Source organism: Halovulum dunhuangense (assembly GCF_013093415.1).
In the GTDB taxonomy this organism is placed as follows: Bacteria; Pseudomonadota; Alphaproteobacteria; order Rhodobacterales; family Rhodobacteraceae; genus Halovulum; species Halovulum dunhuangense.
In genome coordinates, this window is sequence record NZ_JABFBC010000003.1 from 67602 (window position 1) to 84162 (window position 16561).

Below are 16561 nucleotides of genomic sequence, written 5' to 3' on the forward strand. Positions count from 1 at the left end.
AATCCCTTCCTTGAAAGGCGCTGCAAGATGACCCTTATCCGCACCCTGCCGCTTGTCCTGCTGGCCACCACCGCGCTGACCGGCGCGGCGCTTGCCCAGGCCGCCGGCACCATCACCGTCTATACCTCGCAGCCGACCGACCAGATGGCGGCGGTGGTCGAGGCGTTCAACGCCGATCACCCCGAGATCACCGTCGAGGTGTTCCGCACGGGCACCACCGAGCTGATGGCCAAGCTCCAGGCGGAATTCACCGCGGGCTCCACCCCCGCCGATGTCATGCTGATCGCCGATGCGGTCGCGATGACCCAGCTGAAGAACGACGGCCGGCTCTACACCTATGCCGACGCCCCCGTTGAAGGCCTGCCCGAGGCGGTGGTCGATCCCGACATGACCTTTTTCGGCACCAAGCTGATCACCACCGGGATCGTCTACAACACCGGCATGGTCACGGACGCGCCCACCAGCTGGGCCGACCTGACCGCGCCCGAGGTCGCCGCCTCGCTGATCATGCCCAGCCCGCTCTATTCGGGGGCGGCGGTGATCCATGTCGGCACCATGGTCCAGCAGCCCGAATTCGGCTGGGACTGGTACGAGACGCTGGCCGACAACGGCGCCGTCGCCGGCCAGGGCAACGGCACCGTGATCGAGGCGGTCGCGCGCGGCGAAAAGGCCTATGGCATCATCATCGAATACATGGCGCTGAACGCCAGGGCCGCCGGCTCGCCGGTGGAATTCGTCTTCCCCGAGGAGGGCGTCTCCTCGATCACCCAGCCGGTCGCGATCCTGCGCGACAGCGACAACATCGACGCGGCCAAGGTCTTCGTGGACTGGCAACTCGGCCGCGCCGCGCAGGAGCAGTCGGTGGCGCAGGGCTATTTCCCGATCCTCGACGGCGTGACCCAGCCCGAAGGTTATCCGCCCGTGTCAAGCCTTGCGATCCTGCCGGCCGATGCGGGCCGGATGCTGGCGGACGACATGGCCAACAAGCAGGGCTTTGCCGATCTCTTCGGCGGCTGACATGCGCGCCCGCGCCGGGGCGACCCTGGCGGGGATGCGGTTTCCGGGGGGCGGCGAGGGGATCCTCGTCGCCCTCGCGGCGTTCCATGTCCTGGCGCTCGGCCTCTGGCCGCTGGGGCGGCTGTTTCTCGAAGCCTTCGGCCCCGGCACGGATGGGGCCACCTTCGGCCTGATCCGCGAGGCGCTGGACAGCCGCGCGGTGTCGCGCGCCTTCTGGAACACGCTTGCCGCTTCGGCCGGATCGGTGGTCGTCTCGGTCGTGCTTGGCACCGGGCTTGCGCTGGCCACGGGGCTTCTGGCGCTTCGGGGCCGGGTGCCGATGACCTTTCTCATCCTCTCGCCGCTGCTGATCCCCTCGCAGATCCTGGCGCTGGCCTGGATCGAGCTGATGGGCTCCACCTCGCCGGTGCTGCGCCCGCTGGGGCTTGCGCCCGCGCCCGGGCAGGGCAACCCGCTCTATTCCGGGGCCGGCGTGATGTGGCTTCTGGGGATCGAGCACATGCCGCTGGTGTTCCTGTCGGTGCGCGCGGCGCTTCTGGCGGTCCCGCAGGCGCTGGTCGAGGCGGCGCGCATCGCGGGTGCCCGCCGCGCGCGCATCCTGCGCCGCATCGTGCTGCCGCTGGCGATGCCCGGCGTGCTGGCGGGCGCGGCGCTGGCCTTCGCCTCGGCGGTGGGGAATTTCGGCGTGCCGGCGCTGCTGGGGATCCCCGGCCGCTTCACCATGCTGACCACGCTGATCTACCAGCGGCTGAACGGCTTCGGGCCGTCGGTGCTGGGGCAGGTGGCGGTGCTGGCGCTGATGCTGGTGGCGCTGGGCGGCGCGGCGCTTCTGCTGCGCGCGATCCTTGCCGCGCGCGCCGTCCCGGTGGAGCGTGCCGGCCCCGCCATGGCGCCGATCCCGCCGGGCCGGGCGCGCCTGCCCGTCGAGGCGGCGCTGTGGCTGCTGCTTCTGACGCTTGCGATCCTGCCGCTGGCGGCGCTCATGGCGACGGCCCTCATCCCGGCGCTGGGGGTGAAGCTGAGCCTTGCCACCGTCACGCTCGAGAATTTCCACGAGGCGCTGGCAAGCCCCGCGATCCGGCGCGCATTCGCCAATTCGTTCCTGCTGTCGCTGGGCGCGGCGGGGCTGTCGGCGGTGATCGCGCTGGGCCTTGGCTATGCGGCGGTGATCCGCGGAAACCGCACCGCGCGGCTTCTGGATCAGCTGGCCGACGCGCCCTATGTCGTGCCGGGAACGGTGCTGGGGATCGCCTATATCCTGGTGTTCCTGCCGCCGCTGCCGGGGATTGGCCTGTCGATCTATGGCACCGCCACGATCCTGTTCCTGGCCTATCTGGCGCGCTTCCTGCCGCTGGTGCTGCGCCCCGTCGCGGCGACGCTCGCGGGGCTGGAGCCGGCGCTGGACGAGGCGGCGCGCATCGTCGGCGCCCGCCCGCTGCGGCGGCTCGTCTTCGTGATGGCACCGATCGCCGCGCCTTCTGCCATGGCGGGTGCCATGCTCGTCTTCATGACCGCCTTCAACGAATTGACCGTCTCGGCGCTTCTGTGGTCGAGCGGGGTGGAAACCGTGGGGGTCAGCGTCTTCTCGCTGCAATACGAGGGCAATTCCACCACCGCCGCGGCCCTGTCGGTGCTGTCGATCGCGGTGGTGCTGGGGCTGGCGCTGATGCTCGACCGGCTGTCGGACCGCCTGCCGCCGGGCACGCTGCCCTGGCGGCAGTAGCGCGGGCTCAGCTGTCGCCGTCGCCCGCGGGCCGGTCGCTCTGGTGGGTTTCCAGCCAGCCCAGGAAATCGGCCGACGCCTTTTCGATCTTTTCGATATGGGCGTCGTAGCGGGCGATCAGCTCTTCGCCCAGCGGCGTCAGGATCGAGCCGCCGGGATCGGCCCCGCCGCGGGTCGTCTCGAACAGCGGCTCGCGGAAACAGCGCTGGATCGTGTCCAGCAGGAACCACGCGCGCCGATACCCCATCCCCATCTCGCGCGCCGCGGCCGAGATCGAGCCCGCGCGCTTCAGCGTGCGCAGCAACTCGATCTTGCCTGCGCCGATCATGTCCGCCTGAACGTAGATCTTGGTGCGCACGCCGGGATGGCGCAGCCGCTCCTGGTCGATCGGGCGCTTCTTGCGGCGGCTCATGGTGATGTCCTGGGCGTCGTCTTTCATGGCGGGGGCATGGGCTCCGGTCTGTGGCGGCGCGGCGGCAGGCGCGCGGTGCTGTATACAATCAGCTACCGCAGCCCTCGGCAAGCCAAATGGCGCAGCTGGCGCCGCAAGCCGGGCCGGCTATGATCGCGCGCATGGTCACGTTGTCCGCACCACCGCATTTCCCCTTCGGCACGCCGCACCTGATGCGCCGGCCGGGCCTGTTTCCCATGGATCCCGCGGATTGGGTGCAGCGCGACGCGGCCTTTGGCCCCCAGATGGCCGAGCGGGACCGGCTGGTGCGCGACTGCCCCGCCGAAGTCCTGGGCGCGACGCCCCTGGCCGGGCCGGCGCTGCGCGAGCTGGCCATGTTGCTGCGCGGTCACCTGCCGGCGCAGGATACGGGATACCAGAGCACCCGCGCCGGCCTGCGCCGGCCCGATGGCGTGGTGGTGCCCTCGACCTCCGACACCAGGGAGATCGGCCGCCTCTGTCAGGAGGACTGGCTGCTTCTGCTGGCTGACGGGGACCGGCACAGGCTGGTGGCGGGGGCGGTGTGCTTTCCCTCGGGCTGGCGTCTGGCCGACAAGCTGGGCCAGCCGCTCGGGTCGATCCACGCGCCGGTGCCCGAATACGACGCTGATCTTGCGCGCCGGGTGGACCGGATCTTCGGCGCGCTCAGGGTCGAGGCGCCGGTGCAGCGGATCAACTGGTCGGTCGCGACCGGGCCGCGCCTGTTCGCGCCGCCCGGCCTGCCGCGCCCGCCCGAGGGGGACGGACCCTGCCTGCGGATCGAGCGGCAGACCCTGCGCCGCCTGCCTGAAAGCGGTGCGGTCGTGTTCACGGTCAAGACGGAGATCACGCCGATCCGCGCGCTGGACGCCCGGTCGCGGGCCGCGGTGCTGGCGGCCATGGATGCGCTCGACCCGGCGACGCGCGCCTACAAGATGACCGCGCAGGAAGCGCAGGCCATCCGCGCCGCGCTATCCGCCGATCACAACCCCGGCAGCCCGTAGCTGCGACGCGCGCAGATCGCGCCGTCGGCGGTTGCCTCGGTCATCGTCTCGGTGGTCGCTTCGGAGAGTTCGATTCCCTCGCAGGCCCGGACATCCAGCGTGAGCGGCGCGGTCAGCGCGGGCGGGGCGGTGCGCGGCCGGTCCGGGCTGCGACGGGTGGTCGCCACGACGACATCGGCGCTGATGCCCGCGGCATAGGGCGATTGCGGGTCGCCCCAGGTCAGCTCTCCGGCGCGGGACTGGAACCGCTCGCGCTGGCTGGGCACCGGGGCGGGGCCGGCCGGCCGCGGCGCGGCCCGGGCCGTCGTCGGGGGCGTCAGGGTTGCCGGGGTCGGCACGGTGCGCTCTGTCCCGGTGCGCTCTGCCTCGGTGGGCTGACCGCTCATCTCGGACATGAGCCCCGCGGTGCTCGATCCCGTCCCCTGCGAGATCGTCACCAGCACCGGAATCGAGATGCCGACGGCAAGCGCTGTCAGGAACACCCATTCCACCGTGGTCGCCGCGCTGTCGTCGCGCACGAATGCAACCGACCGCGGCCAAAGCCGCAATCCATGAGAAAGCATCGTTCAAATGCCTTTCGATACACTTCCGGGATAATGCCCCGGCTACTCTGCCACTGCCGGTATAATATCAGTTACTGAACGAAAGCTTAATCCGAATATTGTGGTCGTTTGATGGCTGTCCGTCTGGACTTTGCAAGGAAAACAGTCGCTTGCGGCAGCCGTGCGGAACAGTCAGATAGAGATATGCGATCCTTGCGATATGGCGCGGGGGCCGTGGCGGCCGCGGTCTCCGATCGGAAACGGCGACGCCACGTCATTCGCGATCGGGGCGCAAAACCGGTTCGCGGCCCTGCCGCGCGACACCGTCTTCGGTTGACCTCTCACCGGCATGGGTCTACGAAAGCGGCGGCTTTGCGGCCCTGTGTCGCCCGATCTTCGCGCGCGTAGGAGAATGATTTTGGAAGACCTCCTTCGAGAGTATCTGCCGATCCTGGTATTCCTGGGACTGGCCATCGCCCTTGGCCTGATCCTCATGCTCAGCGCCGTGCTGGTCGCTGTGCGCAATCCGGACCCCGAAAAGGTCAGCGCCTATGAATGCGGGTTCAACGCCTTCGACGATGCGCGCATGAAGTTCGACGTGCGCTTCTACCTGGTGTCGATCCTGTTCATCATCTTCGATCTCGAGGTGGCCTTCCTGTTCCCCTGGGCGGCCAGCTTCCAGTACCAGGGGCTGTTCGGCTTCTGGTCGATGATCGTGTTCCTGGGCGTGCTGACCGTGGGCTTCGCCTATGAATGGAAGAAGGGAGCGCTGGAATGGGAGTGAGCACCACGCCGAACACGGCCGGGGCCGACAAGGAAGCCGCGACCCTGGCGCTGTCGAACGAGTTGCAGGACAAGGGGTTCCTGCTGACCTCGACCGAGGACATCATCAACTGGGCGCGCACCGGCTCGCTGCACTGGATGACCTTCGGGCTTGCCTGCTGCGCGGTCGAGATGATGCACACCTCGATGCCGCGCTATGACCTGGAACGCTTCGGCACCGCGCCGCGCGCGTCCCCGCGCCAGTCCGACCTGATGATCGTGGCGGGCACGCTGACGAACAAGATGGCGCCGGCGCTGCGCAAGGTCTACGACCAGATGCCCGAGCCGCGCTACGTCATCTCGATGGGCTCCTGCGCCAATGGCGGGGGCTATTATCACTACAGCTATTCGGTGGTGCGCGGCTGCGACCGCATCGTGCCGGTCGACATCTACGTTCCCGGCTGTCCGCCGACGGCCGAGGCGTTGCTTTACGGGATCCTGCAATTGCAGCGCAAGATCCGCCGCACCGGCACCATCGCAAGGTAAGGAGGCCCCATGGCCGACGCTCTGGCAGAACTGGGCAGCATGATCTCGGTCCGTCAGGAGGACGCGATCATCGAGGTGGAAGTCGTGCGTGGCGAACTGGTCGCCACCGTGACCCCCGCCACGATCCCGGCTTTCGTGAAGTTCCTGAAATCCGACGGGGCCTGCCAGTTCACCACGCTGATCGACATCACGGCGGTGGACTACCCCGAGCGGGACAAGCGTTTCGACGTGGTCTACCACTTCCTGTCGATGACCCAGAACCAGCGCATCCGCGTCAAGGTGGCCGTGCGCGAGGACGAGATCGTGCCCTCGATCACCGCGATCCACCCCTCGGCCAACTGGTTCGAGCGGGAGGTCTTCGACATGTACGGCATCCTGTTCTCGGGCCATCCGGACCTGCGCCGGATCCTGACCGACTACGGCTTCCGCGGCCATCCGCTGCGCAAGGACTTCCCGACCACCGGCTATGTCGAGGTGCGCTACGACGAGGTGGAAAAGCGCGTCGTCTACGAGCCGGTCCAGCTGGTGCAGGAATACCGCCAGTTCGACTTCATGAGCCCGTGGGAAGGGGCGGACTACATCCTTCCCGGCGACGAGAAGAAGAAGAAGGAGGGGGAGGCGCGCTGAATGCCCGACCCGACCATCCTTTTCTGCATCGGCGCGCAAAAGGCGGGCACGACCTGGCTTTACGAGTATCTTGCCGGGCATCCCGACTGCCATCTGCGCGCGGTGAAGGAACTGCACTACTTCAACACCGTCGATGCGAGCGATCCGATGCATGGGCGGGTGCATATCGTGGAGCGGGCCGAGCGGATCCGCGCGAAGCTGTCGAAGGCGTGGTTCTTCCAGCATCGCGACCGGCGGCGCGAGCTTGCCGATATCGAGGAATGGCTCAAGGTGACGCCCGATCCCGAGGATCGCGCCTATGCCGCCTATCTCAGGCGCCGCTGGAAGGGCCAGAAGCTGATCGGCGACATCACCCCGGCCTATGCGACCCTGGACCGGGGTGGCTTCGCGCGCATGGCGCGGCTGGGCGAGGATGTGCGCTTCGTCTTCGTGCTGCGCGACCCGGTCGAGCGGGCCTGGTCGCAGGCGCGCATGATGGGCAGCGGCGAGGCGAGCGACGCCGAGGTGGAGGCGACGGTCAGGCGCATCTTCGACGCCTTCATCCGGGGCGACAAGACCGGGATGCAGCTGCGCAGCGACTATGCGCGAACCCTGAACGAACTTCTGGCGGCTGTTCCGCGCGAGCGGATCCACGTCATGTTCTTCGAAGAGATGTTCGACCAGAAGGCGCTCGACCGCCTGACCGATTTTCTCGGCATCCGGCACTGGCCCGGCAAGTTCGAGAAGATATCCCATCGCGGCCGGCCGCTCGCGCTCGACGACGAGCGTCGCAGGCGGGCCAGCCGCGCGCTTGCCGGGCAGTACGCCTTCTGCGAGCAGTTTTTCAACGGGTGCCTGCCGGATCGCTGGCGCGCCCACATGCTGGAGGCCTGAGATGGACGGATCCCGCGGCGACGTGCTGACCGGAGAGCAGCGCATCCGGAACTTCAACATAAACTTCGGCCCGCAACACCCTGCTGCGCATGGCGTTCTTCGCATGGTGCTTGAGCTTGACGGCGAAATCGTCGAGCGGTGCGACCCGCATATCGGCCTGCTGCATCGCGGCACCGAGAAGCTGATGGAAAGCCGCACCTACCTTCAGAACCTGCCCTATTTCGACCGGCTCGACTATGTGAGCCCGATGAACCAGGAACATGCCTGGTGCCTGGCGATAGAGCGTCTGACGGGGACCGAGGTGCCGCGGCGGGCCAGCCTGATCCGGGTGCTCTACTCGGAAATCGGCCGCATCCTGAACCACCTCTTGAACGTGACCACCCAGGCCATGGACGTGGGCGCGCTGACGCCGCCGCTCTGGGGCTTCGAGGAGCGCGAGAAGCTGATGGTCTTCTACGAGCGGGCCTGCGGGGCGCGGCTGCACGCGGCCTATTTCCGGCCCGGCGGCGTGCACCAGGACCTGCCGCAGGACCTGGTGGACGACATCTGGGCCTGGACCGAAAGCTTCCCCGAGATCCTCGACGACATCGACGGGCTTTTGACCGAGAACCGCATCTTCAAGCAGCGCAACGTCGATATCGGCGTGGTCAGCCGGCAGGAGGCGCTGGACTGGGGCTTTTCCGGCGTGATGGTGCGCGGCTCGGGCATGGCCTGGGACCTGCGGCGCGCGCAGCCCTACGAGTGCTATGACGAGTTCGACTTCCAGATCCCGGTGGGCCACAACGGCGATTGCTACGACCGTTACCTGTGCCGCATGGCCGAGATGCGCGAAAGCCTCAAGATCATGCGCCAGGCCATTGAAAAGCTGAACGAAGTGAAAGGGCAGGAAGTGCTGTCGCGCGGCAAGCTCGCGCCGCCGACCCGCACCGACATGAAGACCTCGATGGAGGCGCTGATCCATCACTTCAAGCTTTACACCGAAGGCTTCCGCGTCCCCGAGGGCGAGATCTATGCCGCGGTCGAGGCGCCCAAGGGCGAATTCGGCGTCTACCTGGTGTCGGACGGCACCAACAAGCCCTACAAGGCCAAGCTGCGGGCGCCCGGCTACGCGCATCTTGCCGCCATGGACCATCTGTGCCGCGGGCACCAGCTGGCGGACGTGTCCGCCGTGCTCGGCTCGCTCGACATCGTTTTCGGAGAGGTTGACCGCTGATGCTGCGCCGTCTTCACCCCCAACAGCCCGACAGCTTCGCCTTCACGCCGGCAAACCTTGCCTGGGCGGAAAAGCAGATTGCCAAGTACCCCGAGGGGCGGCAGGCCAGCGCCGTGATCCCGCTTCTGTGGCGCGCGCAGGAGCAGGAGGGCTGGGTCACGAAACCCGCCATCGAGACGGTGGCGAAGATGCTCGACATGGCGCCCATCCGGGTGTTCGAGGTGGCGAGCTTCTATTTCATGTTCCAGTTGCAGCCCGTGGGCAGCCTGGCCCATGTGCAGGTCTGCGGCACCACGTCCTGCATGATCTGCGGGGCCGAGGATCTGATCGCCGTCTGCAAGGAAAAGATCGCCCCCAAGGCGCACCAGCTGTCGGATGACGGCCGCTTTTCCTGGGAAGAGGTGGAATGCCTGGGCGCCTGCGCCAACGCGCCGATGGCCCAGATCGGCAAGGATTACTACGAGGATCTGACCGCCGAGAAGTTCGGCGCGCTTCTCGACGCGCTGGCGCGCGGCGAGGTGCCGGCGCCCGGTCCGCAGAACGGCCGCTTCGCCTCGGAGCCGCTGGGGGGCGCCACCACGCTCAAGGAGTTCACCGGCGAGGCGGCGAATGCCTCGGTCGCGCTGGCCGCGCATTGGGGCGACACCGTCAAGCGCATCACCGGCGACGAGCAGCCGGTGGACGCGGCGGCGCAACCCCTGTCCGGCGCGCGTCCGGCGGCGCTCGATGCGCCGCGGGGCGGGGCGGCCGACGACCTGACCCGGATCAAGGGCATCGGGCCCAAGCTGGCCGAGATGCTGCACGGCATGGGATACTATCATTTCGACCAGATCGCGGCCTGGACCGGGGCCGAGATCGCCTGGGTCGACGACAACCTCGAAGGGTTCAAGGGCCGCGTCACTCGTGATAATTGGGTGGAACAGGCGCGGTCCCTTGTGGAGCAGGGGTCCGGAGCCTGACAACAGGGACCCCGCCGCGGCGGGACTGAACGAAGGAGATGTCCGACATGGGCACGCAGACTTCAATTGACCGCAAGATTGCCAACCTCGCGACCGTCTGGGGGATCGCGGGGCTGCTGGGCGTCGTCGTTACCGTCCTGCTTCTGTTCTTCGCCGATATCGGCCCGAGCGGGGCGATCTTCCTTGCCGCGATAATCGCCGGGGTGGTCGGGCTGATCCTGGCCAGGACCATGACCGAACCGCTGAGCCCGCCGAACACGGCCGCGGCCGCGCCGAAGGCAGCCCCGGCCCCGAGCCCGGCCCCGGCCCCGGCAGCGTCCGCGCCGGTCGCCGCCGCCGATGGCCGCCCGGCGGGCCTGTCGGCGCCGCGCGGTGGTGCCGCGGACGACCTGAAACTGATCAAGGGCGTGGGGCCCAAGCTCGAGGCGCTGCTGCACGACATGGGCTATTTCCATTTCGAGCAGATCGCCGCCTGGACCGAGGCCGAGGTGGCCTGGGTGGACGAGAACCTCGAGGGGTTCAAGGGCCGCGTCAGCCGGGATGAATGGGTGGCGCAGGCGCGCGACCTGATGCAGAAGTGACGCCGCGCGCCTTCGGGCGCGGGGCATGAGACCGGGCTTCGGCACCAGCCGCACCCGGAAGACCACAGACGAGAACAGGGCGCGGCGGACAGTCCGGCGCGCCCGGAACCAGAGAGACGACGCAGTGTCACAGCAGCAGGAAATGGTCCGGCGGCAGGTCCGTCTTGGCCTGATCGTGACCATCGGCGCCTTCGTGGCGTGGATGGTCCTGCAATTTCTCGGCGGCCAGCTGGGCCTGCCGGCGCGTTTCGTGTTCCTTCTCGATCTTGCCTGCATCGCGGCGCTTGTCTTTGCGCTGCTGGTGCTTTTCAAGGCCTGGCGCGCCAGCCAGAACGACGGAGTCTGAGATGCTCGACGACAAGGACAGGATCTTCACCAATCTCTACGGCCGGCACGACCGCTCGCTCAAGGGGGCGATGGCGCGCGGCCACTGGGACGGCACGGCGCAGATCCTCCAGCAGGGGCGCGAGGCGATCGTCGAAAAGGTCAAGGCGTCGGGCCTGCGCGGCCGGGGTGGGGCGGGTTTCCCCACGGGCCTCAAGTGGTCCTTCATGCCCAAGGAAAGCGACGGCCGCCCCTGCTATCTGGTGGTGAACGCCGACGAGTCCGAGCCCGGCACCTGCAAGGACCGCGAAATCATGCGCCACGATCCGCACACGCTGATCGAGGGCTGCCTGATCGCCAGCTTCGCCATGGGCGCGCATGCCTGCTACATCTACATCCGCGGCGAATACATCCGCGAGCGCGAGGCGCTTCAGGCCGCGATCGACGAATGCTATGACGCGGGCCTTCTGGGCAAGAACGCCGCCAGGTCCGGCTGGGACTTCGATCTCTACCTGCACCACGGCGCGGGGGCCTATATCTGTGGCGAGGAAACCGCGCTGCTGGAAAGCCTCGAGGGGCGCAAGGGCATGCCGCGGCTGAAGCCGCCCTTCCCGGCGGGCGTGGGGCTTTACGGCTGCCCGACCACGGTGAACAACGTCGAAAGCATCGCGGTGGTGCCGACCATCCTGCGCCGCGGCGCGGACTGGTTCTCGGGCTTTGGCCGGCCGAACAACGCGGGCACCAAGATCTTCGCCATCTCGGGCCATGTGAACCACCCCTGCGTGGTCGAGGAAGAGATGTCGATTTCCTTCGAGGAACTGATCGACCGCCATTGCGGCGGCATCCGCGGCGGCTGGGGCAACCTCAAGGCGGTGATCCCGGGCGGGTCGTCGGTGCCCTGCCTGCCGGCCGACGTGATCCGCGAGGGGATCATGGATTTCGACTGGCTGCGCGAGCAGCGCTCGGGCCTGGGGACCGCGGCGGTGATCGTGATGGACAAGTCCACCGACATCATCAAGGCGATCTGGCGGCTGTCGAAGTTCTACAAGCACGAATCCTGCGGCCAGTGCACGCCCTGCCGCGAAGGCACCGGCTGGATGATGCGGGTGATGGAGCGTCTGGTGACGGGCGAGGCGGAGCCCGAGGAAATCGACATGCTGCTCGACGTGACCAAGCAGGTCGAGGGGCACACGATCTGCGCCCTTGGCGACGCGGCGGCCTGGCCGATCCAGGGCCTGATCCGGCATTTCCGGGGCGAGATCGAGGACCGCATCAAGGCCAAGCGCACCGGCCGCGTCAGCGCGGTGGCCGCCGAGTGATGCGCCGCCTGCGGGCCATATCGCGCGGCGCGATGTTTGCGCTTGCGGCGGGGGCGACCGGCTCTCTTGCCGGGGCGCAGGACTATGCGCAGCGCCTGCCCGCGGGCTATCCGCTGCCGCTGTTCGAATGGGCGGTGACGACAGAGCTTGCCTCGCGCATCGCCTATGCCTGCGACGCGCATGTGCTGGACCGCGCCCGGGTCGATGTGTTGCTGGAACAGGCCGTGACCGGCGCCTTCGGCAACGACGCGGCCTATGACGCATGGCGGGCCGAGAGCATGAGCAATGCCGACCACCTGTCGGTGTTCGAACTGGTCCGTGCGGAAGTCGCCTGGCGCGGCACCGCCCAAGGCTTCGACCTGAGCGACCGCGCGGCGCTGTGTGCCTTCGGCGATCTCCAGGTCGCGCAAGGAAGCCCCGCGGGCTGGCTGATCGGCGCGGGCGGATGAACGGAATGGATGCCCGGGCGACCGGGCGGAACACAGGGGCCCGGCGAACCGGGCCTGGAATTTTGGGACAAGCGCGGCCGGGCCGCGCCAGCGGAGTGAGGACATGACCGACCTGCGCACGATCATCGTCGATGGAACCGAGGTCGCGGTGGATCCCCGCCTGACCCTTCTTCAGGCCTGCGAGCAGGCCGGGGTGGAGATTCCGCGCTTCTGCTATCACGAGCGGCTTTCGATCGCCGGGAACTGCCGGATGTGCCTGGTAGAGGTAGTGGGCGGCCCGCCCAAGCCCGCCGCCTCCTGCGCGATGCAGGTCAAGGACCTGCGCCCCGGCCGCAACGGCGAGCCGCCGGAAATCAAGACGAAAAGCCCGATGGTCAAGAAGGCCCGCGAAGGGGTGATGGAGTTCCTGCTCATCAACCATCCGCTCGACTGCCCGATCTGCGACCAGGGCGGAGAGTGCGATCTTCAGGACCAGGCCATGGCTTACGGCGTCGATTTCTCGCGCTACCGCGAACCCAAGCGCGCCGCGATCGACCCCGATCTGGGCCCGCTGGTCGGCACCAAGATGACCCGCTGCATCAGCTGCACCCGCTGCGTGCGCTTCATCACCGAAGTGGCCGGCGTGCCCGAGATGGGCCAGACCGGCCGCGGCGAGGATTCGGAAATCACCAGCTACCTGGGCCAGATGCTGACGTCAGAACTTCAGGGCAACGTGGTGGACCTGTGCCCGGTGGGGGCGCTGACCTCGAAGCCCTACGCCTTCACCGCCCGGCCGTGGGAGCTGAAGAAGACCGAAAGCATCGACGTGATGGACGCTTTGGGCTCCTCGATCCGCGTGGACACCAAGGGCCGCGAAGTCATGCGCATCCTGCCGCGCAACCACGACGGCACCAACGAGGAATGGCTGGCCGACCGCTCGCGCTACATCTGGGACGGGCTGCGCCGCCAGCGGCTGGATCGGCCCTATGTCCGCCGCGACGGCAAGCTGGTGCCTGCGACCTGGGCCGAGGCGTTCCGGGCCATCGTGGACGGGATCGACGGCAAGACCGTCGCCGCCGTCGCGGGCGACCTGGCCGCGACCGAGGCGATCTTTGCGCTGCGTGAACTGATCGGCGGCGCGGGTGGCAAGCTCGAGTGCCGCACCGACGAAGCCAAGCTGCCCATCGGCAATCGCGGCGCCTATGCCGGGACCGCCCGCATCGAGGATATCGACAGCGCCCGCCGCATCCTTCTGGTCGGCACCAATCCCCGCCTTGAGGCGCCGGTGCTGAACGCCCGCATCCGCAAGGCGTGGCTGGCCGGGGCCGACGTGGCGCTGGTGGGCGAGGGCGTCGACCTGACCTATGACTACGCGCATGTCGGCACCGACCGCGCGGCGCTGGCCAAGGTGCTGGACGCCGCCAGCGACCAGGACGGCCCGGTGCTGGTGGTCGTGGGGCAGGCAGCACTCACTTGCGAGGATGGCGCGGCCGTGCTGGCCACGGTGCAGCAGATCGCCGCCCGGACGGGCGGCGCGCATCTGGTGCTGCACACCGCCGCCTCGCGCGTGGGGGCGATGGACCTGGGCTTCGCGACCGAGGGCGGGCTTGCAGCCGCGCTGGACGGGGCCGGGGCCATCTACAACCTTGGCGCGGACGAGATCGACATTCCCGCGGGGCCCTTCGTGATCTACCAGGGCAGCCATGGCGACCGGGGCGCGCACCGCGCCGACGTCATCCTGCCCGGCGCCGCCTGGACCGAGGAGGCGGGCATCTTCGTCAACCTCGAGGGGCGGCCGCAGATGGCCAACCGCGCCGGCTTCCCGCCGGGGCAGGCCAAGGAGAACTGGGCGATCATCCGGGCGCTGTCGGCGGAACTGGGCGCGACGCTGCCCTTCGACAGCCTTTCAGAACTGCGCGCGAAGATGTTCGCAGCCCTCCCGCACCTGGCCCGCATCGACGAGGTGGCCGAAAACGAGGCCGAGGCGCTGCCCGAGGCTGCGCTGGGGCAGGGCGAGTTCCGCAACGCCCCGGTCGACCACTACCTGACGAACCCGATTGCCCGTGCCTCCGGCGTGATGGCCGAGCTTTCCAAACTTGCCGCGCAGCGCGCGACGGCCCTGGCGGCGGAGTAAGACATGATCGAGTTCTTCCAGACGCCCTTCGGCATCTTTCTCGTGATCCTGGCGCAGTGCCTGCTGGTCACCGTCAGCGTGCTGGTGGCGCTTGCCTTCCTGATGTATGCCGACCGCAAGGTCTGGGCGGCGGTGCAGATGCGCAAGGGCCCGAACGTGGTGGGCGCCTTCGGCCTGCTGCAATCCTTCGCGGACTTCCTGAAATACATCGTCAAGGAAGTCGTGGTGCCCGCGGGCGCCGACAAGCCGGTGTTCTTCCTTGCCCCCCTCATCACCTTCGTGCTGGCCGTGATCGCCTGGGCGGTGATCCCCTTCAACGAGGGCTGGGTGGTCGCCGACCTGAACGTGGGCATCCTCTACATCTTCGCCATCTCCTCGCTGGAAGTGTATGGCGTGATCATGGGCGGCTGGGCGTCGAACTCGAAATACCCGTTCCTGGGCAGCCTCCGGTCGGCCGCGCAGATGATCTCCTACGAGGTGTCGATCGGCTTCATCATCGTGGGCGTGCTGATCTCGACGGGCTCGCTGAACCTGTCGGCCATCGTGGCGGCGCAGGCGGGGGGCTACGGCTTCCTGTCCTGGTACTGGCTGCCGCACCTGCCGATGGTGGTGCTGTTCTTCGTCTCGGCCCTGGCGGAAACCAACCGCCCGCCCTTCGACCTGCCCGAGGCCGAGGCGGAACTCGTCGCGGGCTACCAGGTCGAATATTCCTCGACGCCGTTCCTGCTGTTCATGATCGGCGAGCTGATGGCCGTGGTGCTGATGTGCGCGCTCATCACCATCCTGTTCTTCGGTGGCTGGCTCTCGCCCATTCCGGGCGCTGCCGACTGGCCGATCCTGGGCGACGGGCTGCACTGGATGGTGCTGAAGATGGGCTTCTTCTTCTTCCTCTTCGCCATGGTGAAGGCGATCGTCCCGCGCTACCGCTACGACCAGCTGATGCGGATCGGCTGGAAGGTGTTCCTGCCGATGTCGCTGGCCTGGGTGGTGATCGTGGCGGGGCTCGCCATGATGGACGTGCCCGGCTACGCCCGCTGGGTAACGGGGGGCTGATGGGCCGCGTTCCCGCATATCTGGCGGCCCTGCTGCTTGCCGCTCCTGCCTTCGGGCAGGATGCGGGGTCCTATCGCGCGGCGATGGACGCCTGCATCGCGCAGGAGGATTACGCCTGCGCCTTCGAGGCGATCATGGATGCCGTGGGCGATGCGCCGCGCAAGCCGCCGGTGGCGGTGTCGGCCAGCGCCGGGGCGACGGTCCTGGGCGCGCAGCTGTTCACCGTGCTGGACCGCGCGCGCGAGCAGGTGCCGACCGCCGAATGGAAGGCGATGACCGAACGGGCGGCGACCTATGCGGTGGACGCCCAACCGATGGACGCCTTTGCCTCCGGCCCGTTCATGATGCTCTACGGCGAGGCCTGTCTCGATGCCGAGGAGATGCTGTGCCTGTCGCAGGTGGCGCAGTCGCTGCGCTTCCTTCTGGAATCGAACCAATGGTATGTGGCGGGCGAGACCGGACCGCGCGAACGCGCGGACGCGCTGCTCGCAGCCTTTGAGGAGAAGACCCGATGACCGCGATCGACTGGACCCGCGCGACCCGCTATTTCCTGTTGCAGGATTTCGTGAAGGGCTTCGCGCTTGGGCTGAAATACTTCTTCCGACCCAAGGCGACGCTGAACTACCCGCACGAAAAGGGCCCGCTTTCCCCCCGTTTCCGTGGCGAGCATGCGCTGCGCCGCTATCCCAACGGCGAGGAACGCTGCATCGCCTGCAAGCTGTGCGAGGCGATCTGCCCGGCGCAGGCCATCACCATCGACGCCGAGCCGCGCGAGGATGGCAGCCGCCGGACCACGCGCTACGACATCGACATGACGAAATGCATCTATTGCGGCTTCTGCCAGGAGGCCTGCCCGGTCGATGCCATCGTCGAGGGGCCGAATTTCGAGTTCTCGACAGAGACCCGCGAGGAACTGTTCTACGACAAGGCCAAGCTGCTGGCCAATGGCGACCGCTGGGAAGCCGAGATCGCCCGCAACCTTGAGATGGACGCGCCTTACCGGTAAGCCGCGGGCAAAAGACGAAC

19 protein-coding genes are annotated in these 16561 nt (G+C 68.0%); 17 read left to right on the forward strand and 2 right to left on the reverse strand.

Annotated elements, in window-relative coordinates; genetic code table 11:
* The first annotated feature begins 27 nt into the window (after nucleotides 1-27).
* Entirely contained in the window at nucleotides 28-1017 is a 990-nt protein-coding gene (locus tag HMH01_RS15410) for an ABC transporter substrate-binding protein (protein WP_171326685.1), read from the forward strand.
* 1 nt (nucleotide 1018) lies between these two features.
* Nucleotides 1019-2740, forward strand: a complete 1722-nt coding sequence (locus tag HMH01_RS15415; protein WP_171326686.1) for an ABC transporter permease — start codon at nucleotides 1019-1021, stop codon at nucleotides 2738-2740.
* A 7-nt stretch (nucleotides 2741-2747) separates the two neighbouring features.
* Here HMH01_RS15415 and HMH01_RS15420 read toward each other — a convergent pair whose 3' ends face one another.
* Nucleotides 2748-3179 (reverse strand): winged helix-turn-helix domain-containing protein, encoded by a 432-nt coding sequence (locus tag HMH01_RS15420; RefSeq protein WP_216366898.1) that lies wholly within the window; start codon nucleotides 3177-3179, stop codon nucleotides 2748-2750.
* 122 nt (nucleotides 3180-3301) lie between these two features.
* On the opposite strand from HMH01_RS15420, the gene HMH01_RS15425 reads away from it, so the two are divergent.
* Nucleotides 3302-4174 (forward strand): heme-dependent oxidative N-demethylase family protein, encoded by an 873-nt coding sequence (locus HMH01_RS15425; RefSeq protein ID WP_171326687.1) that lies wholly within the window; start codon nucleotides 3302-3304, stop codon nucleotides 4172-4174.
* Here the strand turns inward: HMH01_RS15425 and HMH01_RS15430 are convergent.
* Nucleotides 4153-4692: a hypothetical protein gene (locus HMH01_RS15430; protein WP_171326688.1), complete on the reverse strand. Its 540-nt coding sequence runs from the start codon at nucleotides 4690-4692 to the stop codon at nucleotides 4153-4155. The two genes, HMH01_RS15425 and HMH01_RS15430, sit on opposite strands and share 22 nt — an antisense overlap.
* Before the next feature lie 442 nt (nucleotides 4693-5134).
* Between HMH01_RS15430 and HMH01_RS15435 the strand changes: the two genes are divergently transcribed.
* The 14 genes from HMH01_RS15435 (at nucleotide 5135) to nuoI (ending at nucleotide 16541) form a co-directional block, all read left to right on the forward strand.
* Entirely contained in the window at nucleotides 5135-5500 is a 366-nt protein-coding gene (locus HMH01_RS15435; RefSeq protein WP_171326689.1) for an NADH-quinone oxidoreductase subunit A, read from the forward strand.
* Nucleotides 5491-6024 carry a NuoB/complex I 20 kDa subunit family protein gene (locus tag HMH01_RS15440; RefSeq protein ID WP_171326690.1) on the forward strand — a complete coding sequence of 178 codons (534 nt, stop codon included), beginning with the start codon at nucleotides 5491-5493 and terminating at the stop codon, nucleotides 6022-6024. Before HMH01_RS15435 ends, HMH01_RS15440 begins: the two co-directional genes overlap by 10 nt.
* Nucleotides 6025-6033: 9 nt before the next feature.
* Nucleotides 6034-6651, forward strand: a complete 618-nt coding sequence (locus HMH01_RS15445; RefSeq protein ID WP_171326691.1) for an NADH-quinone oxidoreductase subunit C — start codon at nucleotides 6034-6036, stop codon at nucleotides 6649-6651.
* A complete protein-coding gene (locus HMH01_RS15450) occupies nucleotides 6652-7524 on the forward strand; it encodes a sulfotransferase (RefSeq protein WP_171326692.1) in 873 nt (290 codons plus the stop codon).
* 1 nt (nucleotide 7525) lies between these two features.
* Nucleotides 7526-8737 carry an NADH-quinone oxidoreductase subunit D gene (locus tag HMH01_RS15455; protein WP_171326693.1) on the forward strand — a complete coding sequence of 404 codons (1212 nt, stop codon included), beginning with the start codon at nucleotides 7526-7528 and terminating at the stop codon, nucleotides 8735-8737.
* Entirely contained in the window at nucleotides 8737-9696 is a 960-nt protein-coding gene (nuoE, locus tag HMH01_RS15460; RefSeq protein ID WP_171326694.1) for an NADH-quinone oxidoreductase subunit NuoE, read from the forward strand. The genes HMH01_RS15455 and nuoE overlap by 1 nt, the downstream gene beginning before the upstream one ends.
* A 47-nt stretch (nucleotides 9697-9743) precedes the next feature.
* Nucleotides 9744-10277 (forward strand): NADH:ubiquinone oxidoreductase, encoded by a 534-nt coding sequence (locus tag HMH01_RS15465; protein ID WP_216366899.1) that lies wholly within the window; start codon nucleotides 9744-9746, stop codon nucleotides 10275-10277.
* A gap of 124 nt (nucleotides 10278-10401) precedes the next feature.
* Nucleotides 10402-10623 (forward strand): DUF5337 domain-containing protein, encoded by a 222-nt coding sequence (locus tag HMH01_RS15470; RefSeq protein WP_343035354.1) that lies wholly within the window; start codon nucleotides 10402-10404, stop codon nucleotides 10621-10623.
* A 1-nt stretch (nucleotide 10624) separates the two neighbouring features.
* Nucleotides 10625-11920: an NADH-quinone oxidoreductase subunit NuoF gene (gene nuoF, locus HMH01_RS15475; RefSeq protein ID WP_171326695.1), complete on the forward strand. Its 1296-nt coding sequence runs from the start codon at nucleotides 10625-10627 to the stop codon at nucleotides 11918-11920.
* Nucleotides 11921-11952: 32 nt separating this feature from the next.
* Entirely contained in the window at nucleotides 11953-12369 is a 417-nt protein-coding gene (locus tag HMH01_RS15480; RefSeq protein ID WP_171326696.1) for a hypothetical protein, read from the forward strand.
* 103 nt (nucleotides 12370-12472) lie between these two features.
* A complete protein-coding gene (gene nuoG / locus HMH01_RS15485) occupies nucleotides 12473-14482 on the forward strand; it encodes an NADH-quinone oxidoreductase subunit NuoG (protein ID WP_171326697.1) in 2010 nt (669 codons plus the stop codon).
* Between the two features lie 3 nt (nucleotides 14483-14485).
* Complete coding sequence (gene nuoH / locus HMH01_RS15490; RefSeq protein ID WP_171326698.1) at nucleotides 14486-15535, forward strand: NADH-quinone oxidoreductase subunit NuoH; 1050 nt, start codon at nucleotides 14486-14488, stop codon at nucleotides 15533-15535.
* Entirely contained in the window at nucleotides 15535-16050 is a 516-nt protein-coding gene (locus HMH01_RS15495; RefSeq protein WP_171326699.1) for a hypothetical protein, read from the forward strand. Before nuoH ends, HMH01_RS15495 begins: the two co-directional genes overlap by 1 nt.
* Nucleotides 16047-16541, forward strand: coding sequence for an NADH-quinone oxidoreductase subunit NuoI (gene nuoI / locus HMH01_RS15500; RefSeq protein WP_171326700.1), 495 nt, complete (start codon nucleotides 16047-16049; stop codon nucleotides 16539-16541). The genes HMH01_RS15495 and nuoI overlap by 4 nt, the downstream gene beginning before the upstream one ends.
* Nucleotides 16542-16561 lie beyond the last annotated feature (20 nt).